Annotated in this window: 24 protein-coding genes; 9 read left to right on the top strand and 15 right to left on the bottom strand. The window is 46.0% G+C overall.

Annotated elements, in window-relative coordinates; translation table 11 throughout:
* A partial coding sequence (locus K2Q26_12795; protein MBY0316397.1) for a ribose-phosphate pyrophosphokinase-like domain-containing protein occupies positions 1-623 on the bottom strand: 623 nt, incomplete at its 3' end.
* Positions 624-821: 198 nt separating this feature from the next.
* Here K2Q26_12795 and K2Q26_12790 point away from each other — a divergent pair.
* Positions 822-1,340, top strand: coding sequence for a DUF1993 domain-containing protein (locus K2Q26_12790; GenBank protein MBY0316396.1), 519 nt, complete (start codon positions 822-824; stop codon positions 1,338-1,340).
* Positions 1,341-1,412: 72 nt separating this feature from the next.
* On the opposite strand, the gene K2Q26_12785 is transcribed toward K2Q26_12790, so the two are convergent.
* Positions 1,413-2,693: an acetyl-CoA C-acetyltransferase gene (locus K2Q26_12785; protein MBY0316395.1), complete on the bottom strand. Its 1,281-nt coding sequence runs from the start codon at positions 2,691-2,693 to the stop codon at positions 1,413-1,415.
* 50 nt (positions 2,694-2,743) lie between these two features.
* Between K2Q26_12785 and purT the strand changes: the two genes are divergently transcribed.
* Positions 2,744-3,910: a formate-dependent phosphoribosylglycinamide formyltransferase gene (gene purT / locus K2Q26_12780; protein ID MBY0316394.1), complete on the top strand. Its 1,167-nt coding sequence runs from the start codon at positions 2,744-2,746 to the stop codon at positions 3,908-3,910.
* Between the two features lie 2 nt (positions 3,911-3,912).
* Here purT and K2Q26_12775 read toward each other — a convergent pair whose 3' ends face one another.
* The 5 genes from K2Q26_12775 to K2Q26_12755 form a co-directional block, all read right to left on the bottom strand.
* Positions 3,913-5,109, bottom strand: a complete 1,197-nt coding sequence (locus tag K2Q26_12775) for an MFS transporter (protein ID MBY0316393.1) — start codon at positions 5,107-5,109, stop codon at positions 3,913-3,915.
* 56 nt (positions 5,110-5,165) lie between these two features.
* On the bottom strand, positions 5,166-5,474 hold the full coding sequence (locus K2Q26_12770; GenBank protein ID MBY0316392.1) for a hypothetical protein: 309 nt from the start codon (positions 5,472-5,474) through the stop codon (positions 5,166-5,168).
* 163 nt (positions 5,475-5,637) lie between these two features.
* A complete protein-coding gene (locus K2Q26_12765; GenBank protein MBY0316391.1) occupies positions 5,638-8,772 on the bottom strand; it encodes an efflux RND transporter permease subunit in 3,135 nt (1,044 codons plus the stop codon).
* Positions 8,772-10,175, bottom strand: coding sequence for a TolC family protein (locus K2Q26_12760; protein ID MBY0316390.1), 1,404 nt, complete (start codon positions 10,173-10,175; stop codon positions 8,772-8,774). The genes K2Q26_12765 and K2Q26_12760 overlap by 1 nt, the downstream gene beginning before the upstream one ends.
* The gene (locus K2Q26_12755) at positions 10,172-10,816 is read right to left on the bottom strand and encodes a TetR/AcrR family transcriptional regulator (GenBank protein ID MBY0316389.1); all 645 of its coding nucleotides are present in this window, start codon (positions 10,814-10,816) and stop codon (positions 10,172-10,174) included. Before K2Q26_12755 ends, K2Q26_12760 begins: the two co-directional genes overlap by 4 nt.
* Positions 10,817-11,056: 240 nt before the next feature.
* On the opposite strand from K2Q26_12755, the gene K2Q26_12750 reads away from it, so the two are divergent.
* The gene (locus K2Q26_12750; GenBank protein MBY0316388.1) at positions 11,057-11,749 is read left to right on the top strand and encodes a queuosine precursor transporter; all 693 of its coding nucleotides are present in this window, start codon (positions 11,057-11,059) and stop codon (positions 11,747-11,749) included.
* Here K2Q26_12750 and K2Q26_12745 read toward each other — a convergent pair.
* On the bottom strand, positions 11,746-12,726 hold the full coding sequence (locus tag K2Q26_12745; protein MBY0316387.1) for an alpha/beta fold hydrolase: 981 nt from the start codon (positions 12,724-12,726) through the stop codon (positions 11,746-11,748). The genes K2Q26_12750 and K2Q26_12745 overlap by 4 nt on opposite strands.
* A gap of 173 nt (positions 12,727-12,899) precedes the next feature.
* On the opposite strand from K2Q26_12745, the gene K2Q26_12740 reads away from it, so the two are divergent.
* Positions 12,900-13,760, top strand: a complete 861-nt coding sequence (locus K2Q26_12740) for a hypothetical protein (protein MBY0316386.1) — start codon at positions 12,900-12,902, stop codon at positions 13,758-13,760.
* Positions 13,761-13,772: 12 nt separating this feature from the next.
* Here the strand turns inward: K2Q26_12740 and K2Q26_12735 are convergent, their stop codons facing one another.
* The 4 genes from K2Q26_12735 to K2Q26_12720 all read right to left on the bottom strand — a co-directional run bounded on the left by K2Q26_12735 (position 13,773) and on the right by K2Q26_12720 (position 17,139).
* Positions 13,773-14,606 (bottom strand): SDR family oxidoreductase, encoded by an 834-nt coding sequence (locus K2Q26_12735; GenBank protein MBY0316385.1) that lies wholly within the window; start codon positions 14,604-14,606, stop codon positions 13,773-13,775.
* A gap of 4 nt (positions 14,607-14,610) precedes the next feature.
* On the bottom strand, positions 14,611-15,735 hold the full coding sequence (locus K2Q26_12730) for a hypothetical protein (GenBank protein ID MBY0316384.1): 1,125 nt from the start codon (positions 15,733-15,735) through the stop codon (positions 14,611-14,613).
* Between the two features lie 12 nt (positions 15,736-15,747).
* Complete coding sequence (locus K2Q26_12725; GenBank protein MBY0316383.1) at positions 15,748-16,341, bottom strand: YceI family protein; 594 nt, start codon at positions 16,339-16,341, stop codon at positions 15,748-15,750.
* An 81-nt stretch (positions 16,342-16,422) separates the two neighbouring features.
* A complete protein-coding gene (locus K2Q26_12720; GenBank protein MBY0316382.1) occupies positions 16,423-17,139 on the bottom strand; it encodes a hypothetical protein in 717 nt (238 codons plus the stop codon).
* Between the two features lie 174 nt (positions 17,140-17,313).
* On the opposite strand from K2Q26_12720, the gene K2Q26_12715 reads away from it, so the two are divergent.
* Genes K2Q26_12715 through K2Q26_12705 form a run of 3 tightly spaced genes read left to right on the top strand, consistent with a single transcriptional unit; the run spans position 17,314 to position 20,326 of the window.
* A complete protein-coding gene (locus tag K2Q26_12715) occupies positions 17,314-19,122 on the top strand; it encodes a DeoR family transcriptional regulator (protein MBY0316381.1) in 1,809 nt (602 codons plus the stop codon).
* Positions 19,119-19,700 (top strand): hypothetical protein, encoded by a 582-nt coding sequence (locus K2Q26_12710; GenBank protein ID MBY0316380.1) that lies wholly within the window; start codon positions 19,119-19,121, stop codon positions 19,698-19,700. The genes K2Q26_12715 and K2Q26_12710 overlap by 4 nt, the downstream gene beginning before the upstream one ends.
* Positions 19,697-20,326, top strand: coding sequence for an RNA pseudouridine synthase (locus tag K2Q26_12705; protein MBY0316379.1), 630 nt, complete (start codon positions 19,697-19,699; stop codon positions 20,324-20,326). The genes K2Q26_12710 and K2Q26_12705 overlap by 4 nt, the downstream gene beginning before the upstream one ends.
* Before the next feature lie 45 nt (positions 20,327-20,371).
* Here K2Q26_12705 and K2Q26_12700 read toward each other — a convergent pair whose 3' ends face one another.
* Together K2Q26_12700 and K2Q26_12695 are read right to left on the bottom strand one after the other, a co-directional pair.
* On the bottom strand, positions 20,372-20,845 hold the full coding sequence (locus tag K2Q26_12700) for a hypothetical protein (GenBank protein MBY0316378.1): 474 nt from the start codon (positions 20,843-20,845) through the stop codon (positions 20,372-20,374).
* Positions 20,842-21,810 carry a hypothetical protein gene (locus K2Q26_12695; GenBank protein MBY0316377.1) on the bottom strand — a complete coding sequence of 323 codons (969 nt, stop codon included), beginning with the start codon at positions 21,808-21,810 and terminating at the stop codon, positions 20,842-20,844. The genes K2Q26_12700 and K2Q26_12695 overlap by 4 nt, the downstream gene beginning before the upstream one ends.
* A 77-nt stretch (positions 21,811-21,887) precedes the next feature.
* Here K2Q26_12695 and uvrC point away from each other — a divergent pair, with 77 nt between their 5' ends.
* On the top strand, positions 21,888-23,600 hold the full coding sequence (gene uvrC, locus K2Q26_12690; protein MBY0316376.1) for an excinuclease ABC subunit UvrC: 1,713 nt from the start codon (positions 21,888-21,890) through the stop codon (positions 23,598-23,600).
* 73 nt (positions 23,601-23,673) lie between these two features.
* Here uvrC and K2Q26_12685 read toward each other — a convergent pair whose 3' ends face one another.
* Complete coding sequence (locus K2Q26_12685) at positions 23,674-24,630, bottom strand: hypothetical protein (GenBank protein ID MBY0316375.1); 957 nt, start codon at positions 24,628-24,630, stop codon at positions 23,674-23,676.
* A gap of 257 nt (positions 24,631-24,887) precedes the next feature.
* Between K2Q26_12685 and K2Q26_12680 the strand changes: the two genes are divergently transcribed.
* The coding region (locus K2Q26_12680; protein ID MBY0316374.1) for a DUF839 domain-containing protein at positions 24,888-25,810 on the top strand (923 nt) is incomplete at its 3' end.

Below are 25,810 nucleotides of genomic sequence, written 5' to 3'. Positions count from 1 at the left end.
CCGGAGACTGACACTTCACCCTGATCATTTCGGCGCTTATAAATAAAACAGGCGGGCACTTGCATATCGTTAGCGAGGGACTCGACCCACTTCGCTCGCCCCGCATCGACGGCTCCGAGAACAAAGGAGTTTCCACCTAATCTTTTGGCCTCTTCCATCACCATTCTTTTGGCGTAAAGATGCGCCGTCTTCACCTGACCTTCAAAATAAAAAGGAATGCCTTCGGAATGCAAATCCAAAAGCACGACCTCGTTGCCATGAGATGCGATCGGAATGGCGGACAACAAGCGAGCTCGCGTTTTTGCAGTGACAACTTCACCCTTTTTTACCGCACGTTCCATTGTCGAATACCCATAAAACGGGATAAGAATGCGCAAACTCTGACATCCATCGGTGACGAGGCTGCAGGCCACATCAAAAAGATCCAACGTCACATCGTCATTATAAGTTCCGTAGATCATCACCACATCCTGGTGGCGCACGGGAGTCAAAACGCGCAAGTAGCGTTCACCATCGCTAAATTTTTTTTGTTCGATTTCTCCGAGGGTCGCCCCTAAAGACTTGGAGATGCGCTCCGACAGCGCTTGATATTCGTGATCACAGAAAATAATCGGCTTGGACATTAGGGCCTCGACAATAAGGTACACTATAAACTTACAAAGTCTGAATGCAAGCGGTTAAATCTCTTAAAATCCAGCTGTTTACAAGCTAAAACCGGCAACTTGAGGCTTTCGGCCAACCGTGACTATGCCTAAGCACACCTTTACTCCTCTGGGGCTTTTCAATAGACTGGCTCCGACGTATTCAATTTTGGAGGATCTATGAATCACAGCGTGAACGACATTGTTGTTAATCAATACACTCGCAGCTTAAATGCTCTTAAAGGGATTCTCGGAAAAGCTCGGGCTTTTGCAAGAGAGAGAAATTTCGACGAAAACAATTTATTACAGCTTCGTCTGGCCCCTGATATGTTTCCATTGGTCCGACAGGTGCAGATCGTTTCTGACGGAGCTAAAGCCGCGGTCGCGAAACTGGCGAATAAATCCATGCCCTCATTTCCTGACGAAGAAAAAACCATGGAAGAGCTTTTCGTTCGCATCGATAAGACCATTCATTTTTTAAAAGAATTCGAAAAAGAGGAATTCAAAGACTATTCCCAACAAAAAATGAGCTTCCCTTGGAATCCTGGCAATTACTTGATGGGCGAAGATTACCTCGTGAGCCACTCTCTCCCCAATCTGTACTTCCACATGTCGACGGTCTACTCCATCTTAAGACTCCACGGAGTACCCCTCGGCAAAAGCGACTACCTCGGAAACCAAAACTGGAAAAAAGACTAAAAGGTTCCAGCTCCCTACGTGCACTTTTCAACAAGGTATTGTTGAAAAGTGCACGTAGGGAGCTGGAACCTTTTAGATGGATTCGAGGATGGCGGCGACGCCCATTCCGCCGGCGGTGCAGATGGAGATCAGGCCGCGCTTTTTGCCCTGACCTTTTTGCGCCAACATCTTTGCGAGACTCGCGACGATTCTCGCTCCAGTGGCCGCGAAGGGATGACCTAAGGCCACACTTCCGCCCTTTACATTCATTTTGCTGCGATCGATACTTCCGAGAGCAGACATTCCCATATGCTTTTGGCAATACTCCTCAGACTCCCAAGCCTTTAAAGTGCAAAGAACTTGGCCGGCAAAGGCTTCATGAATTTCGTAGTAGTCGAAGTCCTGAAGTTTTAAATTGTTCCGCTTGAGCATACGCCCCACTGCAATCGTTGGCGCCATCAAGAGGCCCTCTCCACCCACAAAATCAATGGCCGCAGCTTCGCCATCAACGAAACGGGCGAGCATAGGCCAACGATGTTTCTTCGCTTCTTCTTCCGAAGCTAAAAGAACAACGGAAGATCCGTCGGTCAAAGGACTGCTATTGCCCGCAGTGAGCGTGCCTTTTCCAGAAGTGGTATCAAACACCGGTTTGAGTTTTGCTAATTTTTCTATCGAAGTATCGGCGCGAAGCGTTCCGTCTTTTTTATATCCCATAAATTCGACAACGAGATCATCATAGAATCCCTCGACATAGGCACCCGTCCCCGTCTTATGACTCAGGTACGCCACTTCGTCTTGGGCTTCGCGAGGAATATTCCACTCTTTCACCATTTTTTCGCAATGTTGCCCCATGGATAACTTCGTGCGCGGCTCGACCACTGCAGGAAGTTGAGGCTTAAAATCGCTCGGACGTAACTGTGAAAGAATCGCTAGTTTTTCGCCGATGGTTTTCGAAGAGTTAAAATGCAGAAGTTTTTGAGCCAATCCGCGAGACATCATAATCGGAAGATCACTATTGGTATCCACACCACCCGCAATGCCCGACTCAATCTGACCCAAAGCAATTTTGTTCGCCATAATAATGGTGTTCTCTAACCCTGTTCCGCACGCTCTCTGTAAATTGTAAGCTGGGGTCGTCGGGGCTAATCCGCTACTCAACACACACTCACGAGCTAAATTCCAAGTGGCCGAACTGTTCATTACAGCTCCGAGCCCGACATCACCAATATGTAACCCATCCAATTTAAACTTATGAACCAGGCCTTTCAGTGAAGCTTCCATAAGTCTCTGAGAAGTGACATCCTTATAGGCCGTCATGGACTTCATAAAAGGCGTTCGACTTCCTCCGACGATAAACACATTTTTGGTTTGCATATAGACTCCTTCGCTTGATGTGCTGGGGTTTCTCAGGTAAGGATCTTTAAATGAGCACATCATCTAAAAAAACAAAGATTATTCTATTGGGTTCCGGGGAGCTAGGTAAAGAGTTTATTATTTCGGCGCAGCGCCTGGGACTTTATACGATCGCTGTCGATAAATATGCCGGCGCTCCCGCGATGCAAGTGGCTGATGCGTCGGAAGTGATCAATATGCTGGATGGTCGCGCTCTCGACCAACTGATCCGCAAACATAAACCCGATTATATCGTTCCCGAGATCGAAGCCATTCGTACAGAAAAACTGGTGGAGTTCGAAAAGCGAGGATTTACCGTGATTCCCTCGGCGAAAGCGGCCCATCTCACGATGAATCGTGACGCCATCAGAGACTACGCCGCCAAAAAACTCAAATTAAGAACAGCTCAGTTTGCATACGCCACATCTCAGGAAGAACTCTTTCAACAGACCGAAAAAATTGGGTATCCTTGCGTGGTCAAACCGGTCATGTCGTCCTCTGGAAAAGGTCAGTCCGTGGTTAAAAATCGGGCGAGTCTCGCACAGGCGTGGGACTTTGCCGTTCAGGGGATGCGTGGTGATAAAACAAAAGTCATTGTCGAAGAGTTTATTCATTTCGAATACGAGATCACACTGCTCACCGTAAAGCAGCGCAAAGGTCCAACACTTTTTGTTGACCCCATCGGGCACCGTCAGGAGCGCGGCGACTACCAAGAATCTTGGCTACCGGCAAAGATGAAACCGGCATTGCTCAAAAAAGCACAAAAAATGGCCAAATCGATCACTGACGCTCTCGGTGGCGCTGGACTCTTCGGCGTCGAATTTTTTGTTACACGTGATGATGTTTATTTTTCTGAACTCTCTCCCCGTCCGCATGACACAGGGATGGTGACAATGATTTCTCAAGATCTCAATGAGTTTGATCTGCACCTCCGGGCGATCTTAGGCTATCCCATTCCCGAGATTAACTACTATGGTCCTAGCGCCTCTGCAGTGATCCTATCGAATATTAAAAATAAAAAATTTAAAATGGTCGGGATTGAAAAAGCTTTGCAGGTCAAAGGGGCCCAAGTGCGAATTTTCGGAAAACCCGAAGCCACCCCTTATCGCCGTATGGGGGTCGCCCTCGCTCGCGGAAAATCCACCAACGAGGCTCGAAAAAAAGCCAATCAAGCCGCTCGTCAAATCCAAGTGAAATAGCTCTATTCGACCATTTTCACTCGGCGCGCGAGCACGAGAGCGAGAAAACTTAAAATGACGGAGAAATATCCAACGATATTATAGTTGAGAATTTCTCCGTTAGCTCCCTGGGCGACAATGATTCCTGCAATGTAAGAACCCAGGGCGGCGGAAAAATTCTGAACGCAGGAATTTAAACTCATAAAAGTACCACGGCGCTGCGGAGTCACCGTGCTTGTCACCATCGCCATCGCCGGAGCAAATCGTCCTGAACCGCAAATAAAGAAAATAGCGATGTAAAATAAAACAAGTGCGAGAGGAGTGGCTCCCAAATGGGTGATGAGTAATACAGGGACGAATGACGAAAGCACCGATATCCATAAAATTCGAAAGCGACCGTATTGATCGGAGAGCCAACCGACAATCGGAGAGAAAACAATCGAGCAACATCCGCCGACAAAATAAATGAGTGGCAATTGAGATTCGGTCAATTTTGCGTTCGCCACCAGAGTGGGACTGAGAAATGGAATAATCGAAAAATGGCCTAGCATTAAAACAAACATAAACATCAGTGCCGTTCGTGTCGACGATCCCTGCAAAACGCTAAGAACTAAAGCTAATGGTTTTTGACCAGAGGGCTCATCTAAATGCTTTCGGACCGATGGAATAAAGTAAATGATCACAAAAGTAAGGACAATGGAAACCGCTCCTAAAAGTAAAAATGGAGCATGCCAATCAAACCGATTCGCCAAATATAAACTAAATGGAACACCCATGATCGAAGAGATGGAAAATGAGGTCATGACGATTCCCATCGCCGATCCTCTCCTCTGAGGAGAAATCGCATCTCCCACGATCGACATGACCAACGAACCCAGCACTCCCCCAAACGCACCCGTGAGCGTGCGGGCCGCTAAAAGAAAATAATAATTGGGAGATAAGCCGCAAGCAATCGTTCCTAAGCAGAATCCGATATAGAAGAAGAGCAAGCTGTGCTTTCGATCAAATTTATCCATAAAGAACGCCGCAAAAATTCCCGAAGTCCCTGCGGCAAAGGTGTAGGCAGAAACTAAGACTCCGAATTCGCGAGGAGTGATCTGGAAAATTCTCATCAATTGGGGACCCAGTGGCATCATGATCATAAAATCGATGATGTGACTCGATTGAATGAATGCGAGCATAAAGAGAAGGATTTTTTCTTGGCGGGTAAATGATTTCATTCTGAGTAGTTTCCTACTCAGAATACTAACAACACTTTAAGGGAAGTGGTAGGAAATTAAGCGGCTACAGGAACTTTAACAACCTTCGCGCCTTTGTTGAGAACGCCTCGACCGTGCAGCCACGCATCGCATTCATTCCAGAATTTTTCTCTAATTTTTTCTTCTCCAGGAGAAAAACGCATTTTTGGATAATTTCTGTTTTCGAAATTTTTGCAGAAAGTTTCTTCGTCGCAGGTGCGAGTCACCTTCATCAATAAATTGAAGTGCGGCTCGGTGAACGTTTTGTTGTCGATTAGGATTTTTCTAAGAGCACCCTCCGGTGTCTGCTTTAGAAATTGATAAAGACCACTGTAGTCGTATGACATTCAAATCCTCCTTGGATGTTGTAAGGTAATAATAACCCGATTTGGGCATTTTCGCTCGGGCGGAGTTTTACTTTGAATCAAGCTGAGACGCTATTTCTACAAGTGTTTCAGAATAGGATTTACTCCTGCAAGCAAAGAGCTCGCAGGAGTCCTATTTCGACAATTAGTGCTCAGTATCCTGAGTGATAAAGCGCGATCCGATGCGCACTAAGAAACCACGAATACTTTCCATATAGGTGTAAACCGCCGGAATTACGATGAGAGTTAACAGCGTTGAGCTCACAACTCCACCAATGACCGCAACTCCCAAAGACGTTCTTTGATTCGACACTTCGTTAAGTCCGATGGCCACAGGAATCATCCCTGCAATCAGCGCGAAACTGGTCATCAAGATCGGGCGAAGACGTGTTTTACCTGCTTCAAGAATAGCTTCTTTCACCGGCTTACCCGAGGCCATCTGTTGATTGATATAATCAATCAAGATGATCGAGTTCTTGGTCGCTAAGCCCATCAACATAATACATCCAATCATCGAGTACAGATCTAACGAACTGCCACCGATGTACAGAGCGAAGAATGCACCACAGGCCGCTAAAGGAATCACCAACATAATCGTTAACGGCGTAAAAAATGATTCGTACAGCGACGAAAGCACAAGATAGATAAAAATCAATCCCAGGAGAGCGGCCGTAATCATGCTCGAAACTAACTCCTCGAAGTTTTCCGCTTGGCCGACAAATCGATAAGTCACTCCTGGAGGGAGCTCAAGCTCACCACCGGGATTTAACCACTTGCGAATATCATCGATAGCACCACCCATACCAGGTCCTGTGGGAGCAATATCTGCCGAAAGAGAAACATAGCGTCCGCGATTCTCGCGATCGATGGATGCCGGCCCTGTCGTCTTTACGGCTTTGGCCACGCGATTGAGTTCGACCAAGCGATAATTTAAATTCGGAACCAGAATTTTATTATAATCCGGCTCTAAATCTCGCTGCTCTGGTTTTAATCGGACGCGGATATCATACTCTAAACCATTTTCTCGAAACACGGCCGGCGTTGTTCCCTCCACTTGCGCGCGAAGTTCACGACCCACAGTAACGCCCGTCACCCCTAACCGCTGAGCATTTTTTAAGTCCATGACCACTTGATACTCGGGCTTTCCCGGTCTGTAACTGGTATCGAGATCCAAAAGCGCCGGGTGATCTTTCAGTTTGTCCATCAGCTTGACGGCGATTTCTTCGATCTGTTTTAGATCCTGACCGACGAGGTTCAAAGTGAATGGCCGCATACCACCACCCACATAATCCACATCTTTCACTTTCGGATTCGCATCTGTGAATTGCTTTAGAAGTTGTCGCAAATCATCTTTAACCACCAAAGTGGATTTTGTTCTGTGCTCAAATGGAGTTAATGTGATAAAAAAATCGGCTTTGTTTTTCTCACCTTGCTTGTTTCCCACTGTCAGTACGGAGTTTACAACTTCTGGCACTGAACGAATCACTTTATCGACTTCAAGAGCGCGATCGCGCATTTTTTCTAAACTCGTTCCTGGCGCCATATCTAGAGACACGGAGAACTCACCGCTATCTTGAGGCGGCAAAAACGTTTTCGGCACTTTCATCAACGGAACGCAGCTCGAAGCGACGACCACAACCGTCGCCACAAGAGCAATCCATGGTCGCTTGAGGATAAATTTAAGAAAGTTGGCATACCGATTGTCGAGCCAATTCTGAAACACGTTAAACGTTCGCACGGGAGTGCGAAGGATATACATTAAACCAGAAGTGGGTTCTTGCCCGTGAGTTCCCCCGAAATAGGCACTCATCATCGGAGCATTCGTTAAGGCATCAAAGAGACTGATCATCATAATAAAACATACGGTGATCCCGAACTGTTTAAAAAACTGACCCACAACTCCCGATAGAAAACCAATCGGCATAAACACCGCAATGATCGTCAAAGTGACCGCGATCACCGCCATTGTCACTTCGTTGGTCCCTTCTAAAGCCGCTCGGTGAGCACCCTTGCCCATCTCCATGTGACGAAAGATATTCTCACGAACCACAATCGCATCATCAATCAAGAGTCCGACCGCCAAACTGAAGGCCAACAAGCTCATGATGTTAATACTAAATCCTGCCATCTGCATCAGGAAGGCCGCACCAATTAAGGATACGGGAATTGCCAATCCAGTAATTAAGGTGGAGCGCATACTTCCTAAGAAGAAATAAACAACGAGAATGGTGAGAATAATCCCGATAATGATCGCCTCAAAAACGTCGGCGACGTTTAATCGAATAAAACGAGCTTGATCATTAACTACAGTTAATTCCGGTGAAGCGTCTTTGTATTCGACTTGGACATCTTGATTAATTTTTTCGACTTTTTTACGAATGTTCTCGGCCACCGCCACTGTATTGGAACCACTTTGCTTGTAGACATAGAGGATGAGCGTGCTCTCCCCGTTTTTGAAGGTGAATGTCTTTGGATCCTCCAACGTATCGGTCACTTGGCCCACGGTGCTCATCGTGATCGGAACGTCATTTCCAAAAAAACTCACCGTCGCATTCTTAATCGAGTCCACCGTCTCAAATTCTCCGACGGTCCTAAAGACCATGTCTTGACCTTCACCCTCGCGAGTCACGGAGCCGGCGGGAATGTTCTGACCGGCCGAGGCCATTTGCATGGACACTTGGCTCACCGAGAGATTGGCGCGAGACAGTTTATCTCGGTCCAGCTCTACATGAATTTCTCTTTTACGTCCCCCGTACACTTCCACAAGTCCCACCTGATTGACTTGCTCAATCTTAGGACGAATCACCTCATCGGCGAGGTCGAAAAGTTTGCCTGCTTCCATCTTAGCTTTCAAGGACAACATCATGATCGGCTGATCGGCAGGATCCATGCGACGGATCGTTGACTCTTCCACATCGGAGGGAAGTTTGACTTTCGCGCTAGAAACTTTGTCGCGAACTTGCTGTTCGGCGTATTTCACGTCGGTTTCCAAAGTGAACTCGACGATAACGATCGACATACCCTCTCGATTCACCGAACGAATGGTCTTAATCCCGCTCAGTGTTCCCAACTCTTCCTCTAAGGGTTTAGAAACTAATGTTTCGATCTCTTTAGGACCAGCTCCGAGGTAGGGTGTTGTCACCGAAACAATAGGGAAAGTGACATCCGGAAAAAGATCCGTGGGTAATTTTTTAAATGAGAAGAGTCCTAAGACGATCACCATCAAAAGAACACAAGTCATGAATACGGGACGCGTGATGGATAATTTGGAGATATTCATTATTGAACCTCGAATGTTTTAATAATGTTGTGAATCTGCAAGAGCATTAACTGAGAACGCACTCTTTGAATCTGCGATAAGGCTAAATTTTGTTCAAAGCCCAAAGCTTGAAAAGTCGTAGTTCGCCCGTTAACTAACCGTTGTCTCTCTTTTTTGACCATATCACTCTGAAGTTTTTCGATGGTTACAGCTCGGTCGTAACGGCGCTGAGCCTCGATGCGTTTGGCAAGAAGGTCTTTCCATACGCGCTCTTCTTGAAAGTTGGCTTGAGCCGCTTGATCATCCGCGGCCACGATGGCTGACCGATAAGAAGAACTTAATTTTTGAGTCAGTCCGAAATTCAAGGGCACTTTAAAACTCACACCCACTAACCACGAGGGATGATCCCAACGTCTCAATTCACTGTAGGAGTTTCCAAAATTATTTTCGAGTCCACCTGTGGAAACGGTTCCTACCAGATCCAGTTCCGGTTTAATTTGTGATCGACTGGAAATGGCTTGGGACCGCTTTGCGGTGGCCATCGCCTTCATCGCGGAAAAATCTTCTCTCGTTCCTTTGGTATCACTCCGAATGTCTTTCATCCAATCCGACGTTGGGATCTCTTCTAATGTTACGGGCTCATCGGAGTTAAGACCACGAAGGGTATTAAAACTCCGAATCATTTCGGCACGCTCATCCAAGGACATTTGCAATTCCAAGAGGCGTGATTCGTAGGCTGTTTTCGTCTGTAGCGCGTCAACATCATCGAAGAGTCGCATATTCGCACGACGGTTCATCCACTCACTGGTTTTTTTAGAGCGTTCGACATTCTCTTCTTGCAGTTTGATGATTTGATTATAAGTGGCCACCGTCCAGTACATGTTCTCAGCTTCGAGCAATAAGCTCTTCAACTTAAATTGCTCATTGTAAAGCTCGGCCATAGCGGCATCACGGGCCGCTTGTTGATCGGCAGCAACACTCTCTCCAAAACTATTTCTCAAGAGCGACTGACGTAACTCTAACGAAGCCCGGGTTTCCGCATACGGATTCTGTGGAAAAAATGCGGGACTCACTCCGTAAAGCGTGATGCGGTTCGAATCAAAATAGAGATTCCCACTTAATCCGAAGGTCGAATTCTGACGAACTCCGACTCGCCAGTTGTATCCATCTGTTCGACTAGCGGCGAACTGAGGGGCCACCTGAGGCCGGCGATCATCAAAAACATTGTATTGAGCATAACCTTCCGGAGTCGTTAAAAGCTCAGATTGACGAATCTTGACCTTCAGCGCTTCGATATTACTGATGTAAGATCTCGCCGCCGGACTCTGAACTTTTATGTTTTCCAGATATTGATTTAATGTAAGAGCCCCCGCCTGCGCGGAAACACTGCCTAATAGAAAAACTGCGGTGGACAGTATTCTCATTTGATCACTCCGTTTGCAAATAATGTAACTATATGACTCACAACTTTTTTTCTCCATTCGGAATCGCTCAGCGTTGTATTGAAGAACTGTTTGCCGATACGATCTTTGCGCGCGATCTCGCAGGTCAAGGTGAAGAGGGCCGACGAAAGAATCATCGGATCGAGATCTTCGCGGACTAAGCCTCGCTCTTGAGCATGTTTAAAAAATTTGATCACACTTTTAAATCCCTCTAAAAAAGTCTCCTCGAAAATTTTTAACACCATCTTGTTCCCAGACGTCATTTCTCTCTGAACGATCTCGAAACCTTCCGGATCCTTCAACGCAGAGACAAACATTTCTTCGACAAAGAGTTCGAGACGGACCAGCATCTCCTCGCGACTTTGCGGCGAAACGCTGATTAACCGATTCACAACTTCAAACTGGGATTTCGCGAAAGACTCCAGACACGCTTTAAATAGTCCTTCTTTGTGATCGAAATGATAATTGATTAATGAGTTAGCAACTCCCGCATCCTGCGCAATATCTTTAAGGTTGGCACCTTGAAAGCCCAACCTTGCGAAAAACGCGCGAGCGCTCTTCAAAAGACATGTCTTCATTTCATCAGAAGACGTCTCTGTTTTTTTACCTTTGGCTTTTACCATTCAAAGCACCTCAATTTACTTATCGAATCTTTTATCAGATTATTTGAATTTAATTTCAAATTCATTAAATTTATGATCAATCATAATTAATTCTAAATAGCTAATTATTTCAGCTATATATGGCGTACCCCATTGTTCCATAATTGGAATATGGAAAATAACTAGACCTTTTGCCTGGGGCTCAACGGACCTCATGTTATCACGTGTCTTTGGATAAAAATCCAGATAGCCTCAGACATTATGAACATTCATTCTCGAAAAGACTTCGTATTTATCGTACTAGCCGGAATATTTATAACGAACGCACTCCTCGGTGAATTTATTGGTGGTAAACTTTTTTCGGTCGGACCGTTCACGATGAGTCTTGGAGTTCTCCCCTGGCCCATTGTATTTTTAACGACGGATTTAATTAACGAATACTATGGAAAAGAAGGCGTTAAGAAACTCACGTTTATTACCGTGGGTTTAATTATCTATGCCTTCGCGGTGCTATTTGCGGGAATGCAGATTCCGGCAGTTTCTTTTTCACCGGTCAAAGATGAGGCTTACGCGGCCGTTTTCGGTCCGTCTCTTTTAATCATCATCGGAAGTATTGTCGCTTTTATCTGTAGCCAATTGGTCGATGTTGCCATGTTTTGGTTTTTTCGAAATCTCACTCAGGGCCGAAAGATCTGGCTTCGAGCAACGGGTTCGACGGCCGTCTCCCAGCTCATCGATACCTTCGTCATTATGAGTATCGCATTTTGGCTGCCGGGTCTGATGAGTTTCGAAGACTTTTTAAAGACAGCGTCTTCAAATTACACCTATAAGCTAGCCATAGCTATCGCCGCGACGCCGATGATCTATTTAGGTCACCATCTCATTCAGCGATACCTCGGCAAAGAATCGGCCCATCAGTTAACTGTAACTGTGGCGAAGAAAGAAAACGATTAGTGGTTTGCCAATTGAGCGGAGAACTTATTAAAGATCTCTTCTAACGCGTAATCTAACCAGCGGCGGGATTTGTTCCTATAGATTTTCTCGGAGAGATAACCCAAGTGCCCACCAACGTCCTCGATCTGAAGATGCACATGGGGATTTCGCAAAGCCCCTAAGTAGGGCTGCCAAGGAATAAAGGGATCATCTTTGGAAGTGATAATGACCGTGGGCGTTTGGATCTTCTGTAAACGATCGTAGGTCGAACAACTGGCATAATAATCATCTCGATCCTTAAAACCAGATTCTGGTGCGGTATAAACTTCGTCCACCTTCTCGAGATAAGACCAAAATGGAATTTTAAAGTCTCGAGAAACTAACTTATTCTTCACCTTATACTGAATTTCCTGCCGGCATCCTTGGACAAATTTAAAATCATAAATTCGATTCCAACCGCTTTTAATCAGCTGAGAGGTCGCTTTAAGATCAACCGGGGCATTCACCGTGATCGCTGCATCCGGTAATTCATCTCCACGAGCTCCTGTAAGAAGCAAGAGTAGAGCATTCGCGCTGAGAGAAAAGCCAACGGCAATATGTTTTTTACCGGGAAACATCTGTCGAGAAAACTTAATCACTTCGGAAATATCTTCACCGCGACCGGAATGATAGGGAGATTTTGCGAGATCGCGACCTTCTCCGCAACCGCGATGATTCACGAGTAACACTGTGTGACCTTGCTCGAGAGCGATCACCGCTGTGCGACTCATGTAATTCGAATCGGCATTTCCGGTCAGCCCGTGGAACGCCAGAATCACTATCGACGATGTCCCTTCATAGAGACGAGCCGCCAATTGATCTCCGTCAGGCAGAGGAATAAGAATTTTTTTGGCTGTCTGCCGTGGCACTTGAGATGGAAGTAAATAAGCCATGATCGTCTGGATATGACCGTTTCTGGCCCAGACTGGAGGCTTGCATGGTTCTAATTTTAAATTCATCAACGTATTACCCCTAATGCCACAACCCAAAGCGAAGCTATCAAAGCTCCCTAGTGGCGTCTAATTGTATTCAGCTGAAATGTTATTTTTTTAATGTGTGGTTCCCATAGTGGCACCATATTACGTTGCTTTTTTGTTCAGACCTTCAAATAATAGATTATCGGAGGCCGTTCATGATTGGAATCGTAACTTGTCAGCAATATCCACATCTCACTCCTGATGATCAACTTTTAACAAAAACTTTGCCGATATCGTGGCGACCAGTTGTGTGGACCCAAACCAAACCTGAAAATCTTCGAGTGCGACATCTACTGCTTCGTTCCCCGTGGGATTATTACCTCGAGAGTGATCGCTTTTTGGAGTGGCTTCAAAATTGCGAAAAAAATAAAATCCAGGTGATCAACAGTTTGCAAACCATCTTGTGGAACTATAAAAAAAATTATCTCGGAGATCTTAAAAAGTTTGGATGCTCGGTTGTCGATACTTTATTTTTCGATCGCGACGACGCTTACGAAAATATTCTCCCTAAGGTGCTTTCGCAAAATTGGACGGAAATTGTCATCAAACCTACCATTTCGGCAACCTCTCATTTGACATTTAGAACATCGATTAATGATCCTCAATTGAAGTCTAAAATTCATGCGATCCAAAAATTTAATCCTCTCATGATCCAACCCTATATCCCCTCGGTGACAACAGAGGGGGAACTGTCTTTGGTGTTTTTTAATAATCGACTCAGCAAATTCTCACACGCAGTTTCGAAAACTCCTAAAAAAGAGGACTTTAGAGTTCAAGAGGAGTTCGGTGGTGTTTTTCAAAGAGCTCAACCCTCGGATTACTGTATGGAAGTGGCTGAGCGCTGCTTGCAGATCATCCCCGGAGACTGGTGTTACGCGAGAGTGGATCTGCTCAATTGGCGAAGCACTCGCCCACTGATCGGAGAGCTTGAGCTGATCGAGCCGAGTCTTTATCTCGAGTATTCAGAGGATGGGCCTCAAAACTTCATTACAGCTCTCCAGCGAATCCTGCTGTAACGTCAACTCCCGTTACGAACGGCTCAACTTAAAAGAAATGATTTTATCCACAAGACGACTAGGGATCACCGGGACAAAGGCCACGATCCCCGACTCCTTACCCACCAAATACCTATGCTTCGGAGAGCTTGAAGTCAGAGCATGGTCCATGGCTTCAAGGACTTTAATGATAGGTGAAGCTGTTTTCTTAGACGCAGTAATGTATTCGACAAAGTTTTGAAGTTGTTTCCCATAAACTGCCATCATCTGATCTTTATCACCCGCGACCAGAGTTTCCTTCGCGCTAAGACCCTTTTCCCAAATTGGAGTTTGGATCGGTCCAGGCTCAATGAGAATCACTTTTACTCCCAGGGGCTCAACTTCGCGTCGAAGCGAATCACTCACTGCCTCCACGGCGAATTTCGACGCCGAGTACGGACCTAAAAACGGACTTGCCACTCGACCAGCGATAGAACTGATACTCACGACCCGTCCTCGTGTTTTGCGGAGCAAAGGTAAAAATGTCTGAGTGACGGCGACCAGTCCAAAAAAATTCACCTCAAATTGGCGGCGATACTCTTCGATATCGACGAACTCGGTGGGGCCCGCCACCGCAATACCGGCATTGTTGATCAGACACAACTCGCCTTGAATTCCTTCCTCAACGACTTTGAGGGCCTGTTGAATTTGCTCAGGCTTTGTCACATCTAAAATCAACGGAGTAATGGCGGAGTTTTGCTGTTGGAGATGATCGGCGTCTGTTGTTTTTCGAACGCCCGCGAAGACTCGATGGCCCTGTTTTGCAAAATGAACCGCTGCTGCTGCGCCAATACCCGTCGACGCCCCGGTGATTAATAGAGTTTTCATGCCACTAAAAGTAATAGTGTCCCATCAAATAAGCAACTGTCATTTCTTGATCATCAATAGCTTGAACCTTGGTCCGCGTTACTAAGCTCTGCAGATCAAAGTGAGGTCGGGGAAAGAAGGTAAGTCCCAGGCCGTAGCTAAAGGTTTTGGTCGTATTGCTTTTAAAATCCGACTGCGAGCCTTCAAGTTGCGCAATAGCATGGAGACCTCGAGTAAATTCATAGCCCAGCTTTTGAAAATAGAATATCCCCCGACGAGCTTGGGCGGCATCCGGCCGCTGAACCTGATAATCGATTTCGCTCAGCAAATACCAATCATGAGTAAAACCTAAAATTCCGTGAATTCCGTAAATTTCTCGATCTTCGTTCTCGAACTTTCCTCTCCAGTGATTGACTCCCACCTTATACTTGTCAGCAAAGGCGTAGTTCAACTGGAGCGCTCCCGCTTTTTCGCGCACACTGGAGTCATAGGAATCAGGAGTCTGCGAAAAAGTGGCCGTAGCGCTCCACTGGTCTTGAATGTAATTCAATTCTGCGGAGTTTCGTTCGCTCCCTTGATTAAAACCTAAACCCTGTCGTGTGGCCACATTGTGATCGGGAATCATAAGCCCATAAATCGGTATAAACCTACCCGCTCTAAGAGAGATATTTTCGTTTGCCTGATAAAGTACATAAGCCCGTCGAGAATCAAACTCGTCTTTATTATTCTTTTCGATCACGCCCGCGGTGGAAACGATGGAGAGATTGTAAAATCGAAAAGCGACCTCCATATCTCTTTGCATCGTAATGAGCTTCCCTTCCTCCACAAAACGGGAGTTCCTGTAGAGCTGAAGGTATCTGATATCTCCGCCCACATTAAATCCCACCTCGCGAACTCCGTTGACCCAGTTCAAAATATTTTCGCTCTTAATAGCACCGTGAAGTAAATTCTCCTCTCCTTCGTAGGACCAGCGACTCAATAACTCCTTCGAGAGAGAGCGCCCATAGGGAGTCATTAACCCTCCACCGGAGGGCGAAACGTGACAGGTGGTACAGTTGATGTAACCGTGGCGGACCATCTCTGGAAAAGCATTTGATTCTTCAGTCACAAAAATCAGAGTTAAAATGAGCAGGAACGAAAAATGTTTCAAAGTGTCCTCGTCTTATAATAATTCTGTCTTCACGGAAACTTTAACATCATCAGCGACGGTCACTCCGGCGTAACTGGGCAGATCGATCCCATAGAGAGAGATCTTTGTCTCGAAATTCGCCACAACCGCATAGCCTGCATCTTTCTTTTTGATATCGACCGTACCCGTCACTGGTTTTTCAACCCCATGAATGGTGAGGGAACCTTTAAAGGGCACTCCCTGAGCTTCGCCTTTTTCGACCGACCAGTCTTTCACTTCTTCCAGTTTGAGTCTGGCATCAGGATGTTTTGCGACTTCGAGATATTTTTCCTTCATGTGTGAATCGCGAAGGGAAATTCCCGTATTTAAGGTGTCGAGTTTAAATTTAAACTCCCCGGTGATGTTCTTATCGATTTGGATATTTCCTTCGGGCCCCTCACCCTGACCTTTAATTTTAAGAAAGCTCGGCTTACCGACAGCCTCGAAGGTGACCGCACCGGATTGGGCCTGCGCCTTCAGCGTCAAGGTCGCAGGAGCCGGAGTTGCGGCTTCGGTTTTCTTCGCTGCCGGAGCTTTCGCGAGTGCGAATTGTGAGATGATTAGAATTGTGCTGAGTATAAGCTTCATGATGTTCTCCCCTAGTTCATTTTTCTTTCTTTATACAAGATACGTTCTTTATCTTCTTAAGTTACTTTTCGCTAAAAAATTTTAATCCTTACAGTTAGTCGCATCGGCAGATTCGGGTGCGCCGATATCAATCCATTTTAATAAAAGCTGTTTTTGCTCCGGAGCCAAAGGAGTTTTCGGAGGCATTTCATCGGCATCAACCACAGCTCGAATGATCGCCAAGTTTGGCTTGATGTTTTCGTAGCTCTCCAAATTAATTCCACCTTTGGTTCCATGGCAGCCCGTACAGCGAGCTTTAAACACTTTTTCCGCCACATTGGGATAGCTCGTCTCACACACGAAAGCCGGAGGAGGCGTAGGAGTTTCGACGACGGGAGACGCCTCCTCGGGAGCCGGCGTATCCATCGGAGTATCTACTGGAGTATCGACGGCCGTCTGTTCACAGGCGGTCAGGTCGGCCTCTTCGATCGTTTGCGGAAAGTTCTGAGCCACCCACTGATCAAACAGTCTCAGATTTGCTGCGGATAGAGGTCGTGCTGGGGGCATTTCCGGAAGCCATTCTTTAAGAAGGCTCACTTGATCTTTGATTTTTTGGTACGTGCTAAACTGGTTTCCGTGACAGCCCTTACAATTGCTGGCTAGAAAAATCGTCCCCTCAATTTGCGAGAAGAGAACAGGTTCGCAGCTATTTAATACCACGTTTGGCCCGTCCCCCTTCAGCTTATCGTTCCTGAAATTACAAGCCGCCATTCCTCCACACATCAGAGTCACTATTAAAAAGTAGAACTGAATTTTCATATAACCCCACAACCCGGTTCGCACATTAGCATGAACTGAGAACTCTCGGGAATGGATTATCCCAGGATTCCCCTCCATGAAAATTATACTAATCCTGGTCCGTCCGATTTGAAAACAAACGATTTCTCTCTAAAATGATTTGATTTGATTTGATATCTTAATTAATTGTAAACCGTGAAAATAACTAAAGATTCCGTTCTTAATCTATTTAATTCGGGGCGTTTCAAAGAGGCCATTCGTGTATTTGAATCCGCCGAAGAGATCACAATGGATCTTTGGCCGATGTGGATTGGCAGTTTGATTTTTCTGGGACAGACAGAAAAGGCCTTTGCTCTTTATAATCAACACACCGAAACAAAGCCGCTCTCCCCCTCTCAAATGATCGCCTGTCGTTTTTATCTCATCCTCGGCGCGGTACGTACGTCGCAGTACGCGTTGGCAAAAAAATTAATTATTCAAAATTTACGTTGTCGAGACAAAAGCCCCCACTCTTTGGATATTTTCTACAGCGCTCAAGGCTTAGCTTTTTATCGGTTCTTTTGCGGGAGATTTTCTCTCTCGAAAAAATACGCACGGGTGGCCTTTGATAATGCCGTCAAAAATCGATTTCTTTTCGGCGAGATGATCAGCACCGATCTCCTAGGACACTCCCTAGTCCACTTGGGATTTGTGCGCGAGGGACTTAAATATCTCGACGGCGCTCTGGGCCTCGCAATACGACATAAAAATCAATGGCTGATAGGCGCTATTCAAATCACGATTGCGAAATTTCGAGCTCAACACGGGATTCAGCCCGACCAGGATCTCAAAAGATTGGAAGATGCTCTCGCGGCACAGTCTCCGACAGACACTTATTCTCGGGCCGAACTTTTACTTGAGCTCAATCGCCAATATGTTCTCCGCGGCTATTTTTCTCGCGCTGAAACTTTAATCGCAGAGGCCTCGGAACTGGCCTATAAACATCAAAACAAGCGCCAGATTGCCACGCTTAATCTACGCATGAGTTACATGCTTTTTCTGCAAAAGAATTACACTCAGGCGCTTCATATTTTGCGATTTGCCGAACAAAGTATTCAGCCCGATATTGATCGAGGTCTATTTCTACAGCTCCAAGGATTAAAAGCTTCTATTTTTAGGGCGTCAGAAAGATCCGAAGAGTTTCGAAAAACACTTCAGTCCTTAGAGCAAGAGTCACTTAAATCTCAGAATTGTATCAATCGGCGCATCCTTCATCGTTCGAAAAACGCCGACGACGGTTCACACTCCGTCGGGGAAGATCCGCTGGGAGATTTGATCGATGCGACTCACAGAAAAGAGCCAAAAGCTTTACAAACGATCCTTGAGCACAATTACTACGGTCTTTTTCACAAATATTTTAACCTTCCATTTTCCTCGAAGGTCATCCTTGTGGACTTGGTGCCCGGAAGTATTGTCCTTATGAATTCCGGCAACGTTCTCTACAAAGAGTCAGAACTTAATTCTTTGCTGCGCAAGCTCCTTTTGTTGTGCCGACGGGAACCTCAAAGCAAGGAGAGTTTGGTTCAAAAGATCTGGGGATATGAGTACGATCCTCTCCGGCACGACTCCCTCATCTACTCTTCGACGAATAAACTGCGGAAAGTTCTAGAGCCCTACTCGGCCTGGTTCCAACTGACGGAGAGTGGCTATCGGGTTCGATCCGACGTCAAAGTTTTATTTAGAAATTCAACGAAGGACATCTCTCCGACAACCCCGCGAGAAAAAATCGATCCTGTCGCTATGAAGCATCTCCAAAGCCTTAATTTTCGTCAGATTCAGGTTATTGATTATCTCAAAAAAAATCAGACCATTAGCATCGGTGAGCTCTCGCTAAATATGTCAATTTCGAAACCTACAGCCACTCGGGACTTGTCTCAACTCCATCAGCTTGATATCGTCGTGCGAGTTGGTCAGGGCAGAGCTACTCGCTACCTGCTCAAATCCGACGAGGGGATAAACTTATGAAGTCTATTTTTTGTCTTGTCGTACTTTTCTTTTGTTCCATTTCACTCGCTAAAAATCCAAAAGCGGTCTACACGGTTCCCGTGCCTCAGGAGCTCCAAGCTTTTGCGAGTTTTTCCATTGAGATGTTGGGCGCCTATGGATCCGACGCGACGGTCATTTCCTACAAACTCCCCCTTCGCCTCACTGGCGAACCGGCCGTTTTCGTTTCGCTGACCCGTAACTCCGTCAATAAAAATTTATGGGAAGGTACTGATTTTCGCGCAGAATGTGCAGACGATGGAGAGATCGCAGTTTGTGAATTATTCCTATTAAATAAGGGCCTTATACTTAAAGAAAACCTAGAAAAATACCTCGAGAAAATCAGCGCGCAAAATCTCCCTTCGCAGACGGTGGCTCCGGAAATGGAAGCTTTTATGATGAGCGCACAGCCTTTTTCGATCTCCCCAAGTAAAAATTTGCTTCCAAAAGATATAGTTCAAAAAGATGATATTCGAAAGCAACTGTCCGTTCTTGATCATTTTCTGTCTTCGGAGCCAGCCGGGATCCTGACCCAACGCCTCTCTGGTAAAGAAGATTGATTCCTACAATTTTCGAGAATGACCATGTCATCATCGTGGATAAACCCGCCATGTGGTTGTCCACGCCCGGTCGCGATCCCAAAACCGATGAGCGCCCTGTCCTTGGGCTCAGGCTGCAAGAGCAACTAAAAACTCAAATTTTTCCCATTCACCGTCTAGATCTCGAAGTCACCGGAATCATCATGTACGGAAAAACTGCAGAGTTTCATAAAACCGCCAACAGTCTATTCGAACAGAGGAAAATACAAAAAACGTATCAAGCCCTGACTCCCCTAACTCCGTTTAAAGTGGGCCAAAGCTACGTTTGGAAGTCCTCGCTTCTGCGCGGAAAGAAGCGGGCCTACGAAGCCCCTTACGGAAAACCTGCAGAGACCCATGCACAAATTCTTGCGCAGAAAAATAGAACTCAGGATTGGCGTTTAAATCCCATCACGGGACGAGCTCATCAACTTCGATACGAAATGTTCAAGCACAATGCCCCGATTCACGGGGATGCTTTATATGGTTCGGAAATTTCCTGGAATGAGGGCATCGCTTTAAGAGCCGTAACTTTAGATCTTCCCGAACAGTTCGCCGCCGATTGGGGCCTACTTCAGCAATACACTGTGGATCCCCTCAAATATTAGGCGCACCGCTTAGGGCTGGTCCGATAAAGTCTTAAAGAAAACACATCAAAGACTTGATGCTCCACCAATAGAATACGATCCCGGCTCACTCTCTGGAGCCACGAATGATCCTCTCTCTCTCGAAAGAATCGCATCGATCACAGATCCAATGGCAAAAGAAATTCCCGCGGCAAGAATTGTCGATAAAAAGGGAGCCTGTAAGTTGAAAACGTGTTCAGCGATCGGTAGAAAAACTAAGCCCGTGACTAAAGCCAATCCCGCCGCCCACACTCGCCCCCACGAAGTCCAGAGGCCGATCAAAGTGACCACCAAAACTCCCGCGGTTCCGATGGACGAAGCCACTTGGACGAGCTGATAAAAACCATCCGCCGATATGGCGATGACGTAGGAAATCGAGGCCGCAATCACAACAAGGACTCTTGCGATATAGAGTTTTTGCTTCTCGCTGCGCGCATGAATCATACTGTAAAAAATATTCTGCGATGCGATCGCCGAGATCGCTAAAAAAAATACTATCAATTGTTGATAGGATGGCCGAGATCAACGCCCCAATCAGAAGAACCTGTAAAGCCGGAGGTAAATACTTTTGCGACAGCAAGGAGATAAACTCCTCCTGGTGACCTACGGAACCCTCTGGAAGCAAGTGATGTCCAATTAATCCTAAAAAAAACAGGAATCGAACCTAAAAAGAGATACAGAAAGCACGCGTAGAAACTCGCTTGCCGCGCGATCGGTGCCGATTTGGCAGCGAGAGTTCGAGAGATCAGCTCTTGCGCAATTAATGATCCCAAAATGGGGATCGCCCAGCGATCGATCCGCTGAAACAGGGTCTCCTCGGTGCTCAAAAAGGACAAACGTGAGGGATTCATTTCACTGATCCAGCTCCACTCAAATCCTCCCACATAAAGGGAAGACACCAACAGGACGAGAAGGCCCATTAAAATCATACACGCCTGAATCACATCATTGATGATGTCTCCCATTAAACCACCGAGAAAGGTGTAAAAGACGACAAAGACCGTACAAAATATCAAAGTCAGTTCCACAGGAATCGTGGTCGTCGTACTTAAGATTTGCCCGAAGGCTCTCACTTGAGCCGCTCCCCAGAGCAGAGAACTCGGAATCAGTATGCAAGCTGACAACTTCTCCACGGAAACCCCGTAGCGTTTGGCGAAAAAATCAGACAGGGTAATAAATCCACCCTTCCATAAAGGGACGACAATCAATAACCCCATCAAAAGCAAACAAACACTGTACCCAAAAGGATCCGCGCGACTGCCGGAAAGACCATTGGCGTAAACCGCACCCGAAGAGCCAATGCACGTCTCCGCTCCAAACCAAGAGGCCACAAGGGAGACGGTGATAATCCATAAGGGCATATTTCTTCCCGCAAGGAAGAAGTCTTTGGAGTTTTTAATTTTTTGCGCCACGTAGTACCCAATGCCCAGTTGGATGAAAACGTAGAAGAGTAGCAAAAAAACCATGCAATCTCTTATTAAAATTCCCTATTGAAGACAATTCTTTTTTGCCTAATCCCTTCAAGAATTGATACTCTCACTTGATGGGAGTCAAAGACGACTTAGAAAGAATTGAAGGCCTTAAAACCTTAGTGGGACAATTCCCGCTCAGTCCCGGCGTTTATTTGATGAAAAATAACGACGGCAAGATCATCTATGTCGGAAAAGCCAAGGAATTACGGCATCGGGTTCGCAATTATCTTCAGAAAGGTCCCCACACCGCTAAGACTCAGGTTTTGGTACGAAATATTTTCCATATCGAGTACATTTTAACAAAAACGGAAGCGGAAGCCTTTCTGCTCGAAGCTTCGCTGATCAAAAAGCACCGTCCTCGTTATAATATTCGTCTTAAAGACGACAAATCCTACCCTTATATCCGTCTGGATTACACTCATGACTTTCCTCGCTTTTACCTGGCGAGAAAGGTCAAACGAGATGGCTCCTCCTATTTTGGACCGTACACTTCTGGCTACATCGTGCGCGAAACGATCAACTTCCTCAATCAGGTCTATAAAATTAGGGACTGCACCGACCATTTTTTTAAAACACGCAAACGTCCCTGCATGACGTATGAGATCGGACGCTGCACAGGTCCTTGCGTGGATCTTGTCGACAAGGCCGACTATAGCGCCCAGGTGAAAGGGGCCCGTACCTTTTTTAAAAATAAGAACGCACGACTGATCAAGGATTTAGAAAGTTCAATGACATCTCTGGCCGATGACGAAAAGTTCGAACAGGCCGCCCGACTGCGCGATAGCATTTCGGCGATCCGCAAAGTTCTCGAAAAGCAATCCGTCATCAACGCGAATTCGGAACTGGATCAAGACGTGTTCAGTTATTTCGGAGACCACCGCGGAACTCTCATCTGCTCGGTCCACATTCGACAAGGATTGGTCATCGGTCAACGTGGCCACTTCTTCCCGCTTCTTGATAGTTCTTCGAGCGAAGAGGATCCGAGAGATTGGTTGTTAGATTACATTAACCAGTATTACGAAGAAAACGTCGTTCCCGACGAAGTTCTCCTCCCTCTCGATATCGGAAATGATCTGCGGAAACTTTTAAAAGACGTTCTTAAGCTCTATTCGGATAAGAGCCCCGAGATTATTTTCCCGACCAACGAGAACGGCCGAAATTTATTAGAGATGGCCCAGCAGAATGCCGAAAAGCAGTTTCTCAACCATGTGACGAAGTCGGAGAACAAGAAACTGGCACTGGAAATGATTCAGGACAAACTCCACTTACCAAGATATCCACGCCGTATAGAGTGCTATGATATTTCAAACTTCCAGGGACAAGAGACGGTCGCCTCGCAGGTTGTTTTTGAAGATGGCGTCCCCAACAAAGATCAATATCGTCGCTATAAGATTAAAACTGTCGAAGGATCCAATGATTTCTTATCGATGAAAGAAGTGCTCTCCCGTCGCCTGACCCACGATGAGTGGGAAGAACCGGATCTCATCGTCGTTGACGGCGGCAAAGGTCAATTGCGTTTCGCGATGCAGGCTTTAAAAGATTTAAACAAAACTCATATACCCATTGTCGGATTAGCTAAAGAACGAACCAAGGGTCAGTTCACCGATGAAGAAGTCACAAAAACTTTCGAAAGGTTTTATCTTCCCAATCGAACCAACCCGGTGATTTTTTCGGAAAGCACCGAGGCCTACAGAATTCTTGTCAGCCTAAGGGATGAGGCCCATCGCTTTGCGATCACCTACCATCGCCTTTTAAGAGAAAAGGCTTTCTTCGACGAAAAGTAATCTTCAAAAAAAACAAGGAAGCCGATTTGAGCCGGCTTCCTTGTAGGAAAAAGGATTTTCTGGTTACTACTTATTATTCGAAACAGCCGGCGCCCATGAAAACTTTTTCGCCGTTAAATACTGTGGTGTACCATGCTTTGTCGTGCATTTTTACATGCAACTTGCGACCTTGTTTGTAAGATCCAATGATCTTTGAGTTTGCCGCAGGGAAAGTACGGATGTTACAAGCCGGTGAAGTGATCTTTGCGAATTTACCGCTATCCACGCTGGCAAGGCTACGAGATCTTTGAACAGCCGCTTCTTTACGCTCTTTCTTCTCGTTGTAGGCCTTATCAAGCTCCACTTCGACCTCAATCTCATCGAGCTTTTTAGAGATTTTACGTAAAGACTCTCTATGCTCATCAAGGATACGTTGATATTCTTTAGTGGTCGTTCCACTCTTCTCGAAAGTCGCTTTCGCGCGCTCACGAACGGAAGCTAATTCACCTTCGGCACGGCTCAACTCTTTAAGAGCGGCTTTTTCAGACTTCTTCATGCCTTCCACTTTCGCCTCAAGTTTTTTCATATCGTCCACAACGGCATTTTTCTCGATGAGTGCTTGTTTTCTGAGGTCAAGAACGCGATCACGCTCTCTTTGAGCCTTTTCGAGCTCGGCCTGGGATTTGTCCATGTCAATTTTCATTTTATCTTGAAGCTCTTTCGCTTCTTCGATCTCTTTTTTAGCATTAGCGATTTCTTCTTGAGCTTCTAAAATTTTCTTCTCATTCAACGCGATTTTTTCGCGATTACGAGCCTCTTCGCGTTTTGCACGTTGCATGTCTGTGTAAGCTCTTTCTTTAACAGCTGTGGCTTCGCTTTTTTCTTTCGAAAGACGCTTTGCTGTTTCTGCAATCTCTGCCTTAGAAGCTTCGGAATCCGCAATCGCTTGTTCCACTTCTAAAAGTTCAGTATCGAGTTCCGCTGTTTCTGCGTAGGCCACGTTTTGTGTCGCGAACGCTAACATCCCCAGTAGTATGATCATTGATTTCATAACCTTCTCCTTTTTCTTCTACATAAAGGATCGGAGTCGGTTCTGTTTTTTTGAGAGATTCGCATCCTCGACCTTCATCTTAGGACCTCGCGATGTGTTTAATTTGAATGCAGGTCCAAGATGGGGGTCGAAGTCGATAATTTCTACATTTTAGAGGACTTTAGCCTCTTAAATGAGATTTGGCTCAAAACTTCTTAATCGAATGCTAACTCAACTCAAATGCGATATTTATGGTAAGTGTATCACATGGAGACACTATGAGTTCAGAGAGCTCCTCTCTATTATATAGGCGCGATTTTTTAAAATTTATGGGGTACACCGCGGCTTCCCTCGCACTCGCTCCCCAGCTGATCTCCTGCGCGACAGGCTCCCGCGTGCGATCTCGTCCCAACGGTCTACCATTTACTCCGCTCACTCCCACGTATAAAGACGATCTCGTGTTAGCGGATGGATTCTCCTACGACGTTTTGATTAAGTTTAAAGATCAAATCAATGCTCGAGAAACTTTCGGCGCTCACAATGATTACCTCCATTTTGTTCCGATCAATAAATCAAAAGAGCATGGGCTTCTTTGGGTCAATCACGAATACCTTCACCCCGTTCTCTTTCACGAACGGCCAATGAACATTCCTCGCACCCGAGAGGATGTGATTCAGGAGCAGCTCGGGATCGGCGGATCCATCATAGAGATTCGTAAGGAAAAAAACTCGTGGCAATGGGTTAAAAATTCCAACTACAATCGCCGCATCTCGGCCCGCACGTTTATTCCTTTTCAAAAGGGTTACAAAATCATGGGCGCGACCCAAGCGATGGGAACGGTTGCCAATTGCGCCGGAGGTCTTACTCCTTGGGGAACGATTCTGACTTGCGAGGAAAACTACGAAATGTTTTACGGAGATGTTTCCTATCGCAACAAACAGCGAAAGTTTATCGAAGAGTCTAAACTCAAATGGTACGAATTTTTTCCGCTTCCGCCGGAGCACTACGGATGGGTTGTCGAAGTCAATCCTTTCACCGGTGCAGCCGTCAAACGCAATGCTCTCGGTCGTTTTAGTCACGAGGCCGCCACCGTCACCATGAGCCGGAATAATAAAGTGGTGGTCTACATGGGCGAGGATGTTCGCGGTGGATTTATTTTTAAATTTATCAGCGACTCCGCCCACTCTCTAGAAAAAGGAAC

It is taken from the genome of Bdellovibrionales bacterium (assembly GCA_019750295.1).
GTDB lineage: Bacteria > Bdellovibrionota > Bdellovibrionia > Bdellovibrionales > JAGQZY01 > JAIEOS01.
The sequence above is the reverse complement of the archived record's forward strand: the minus strand, read 5'-3'. Positions and strand labels throughout refer to the sequence as shown.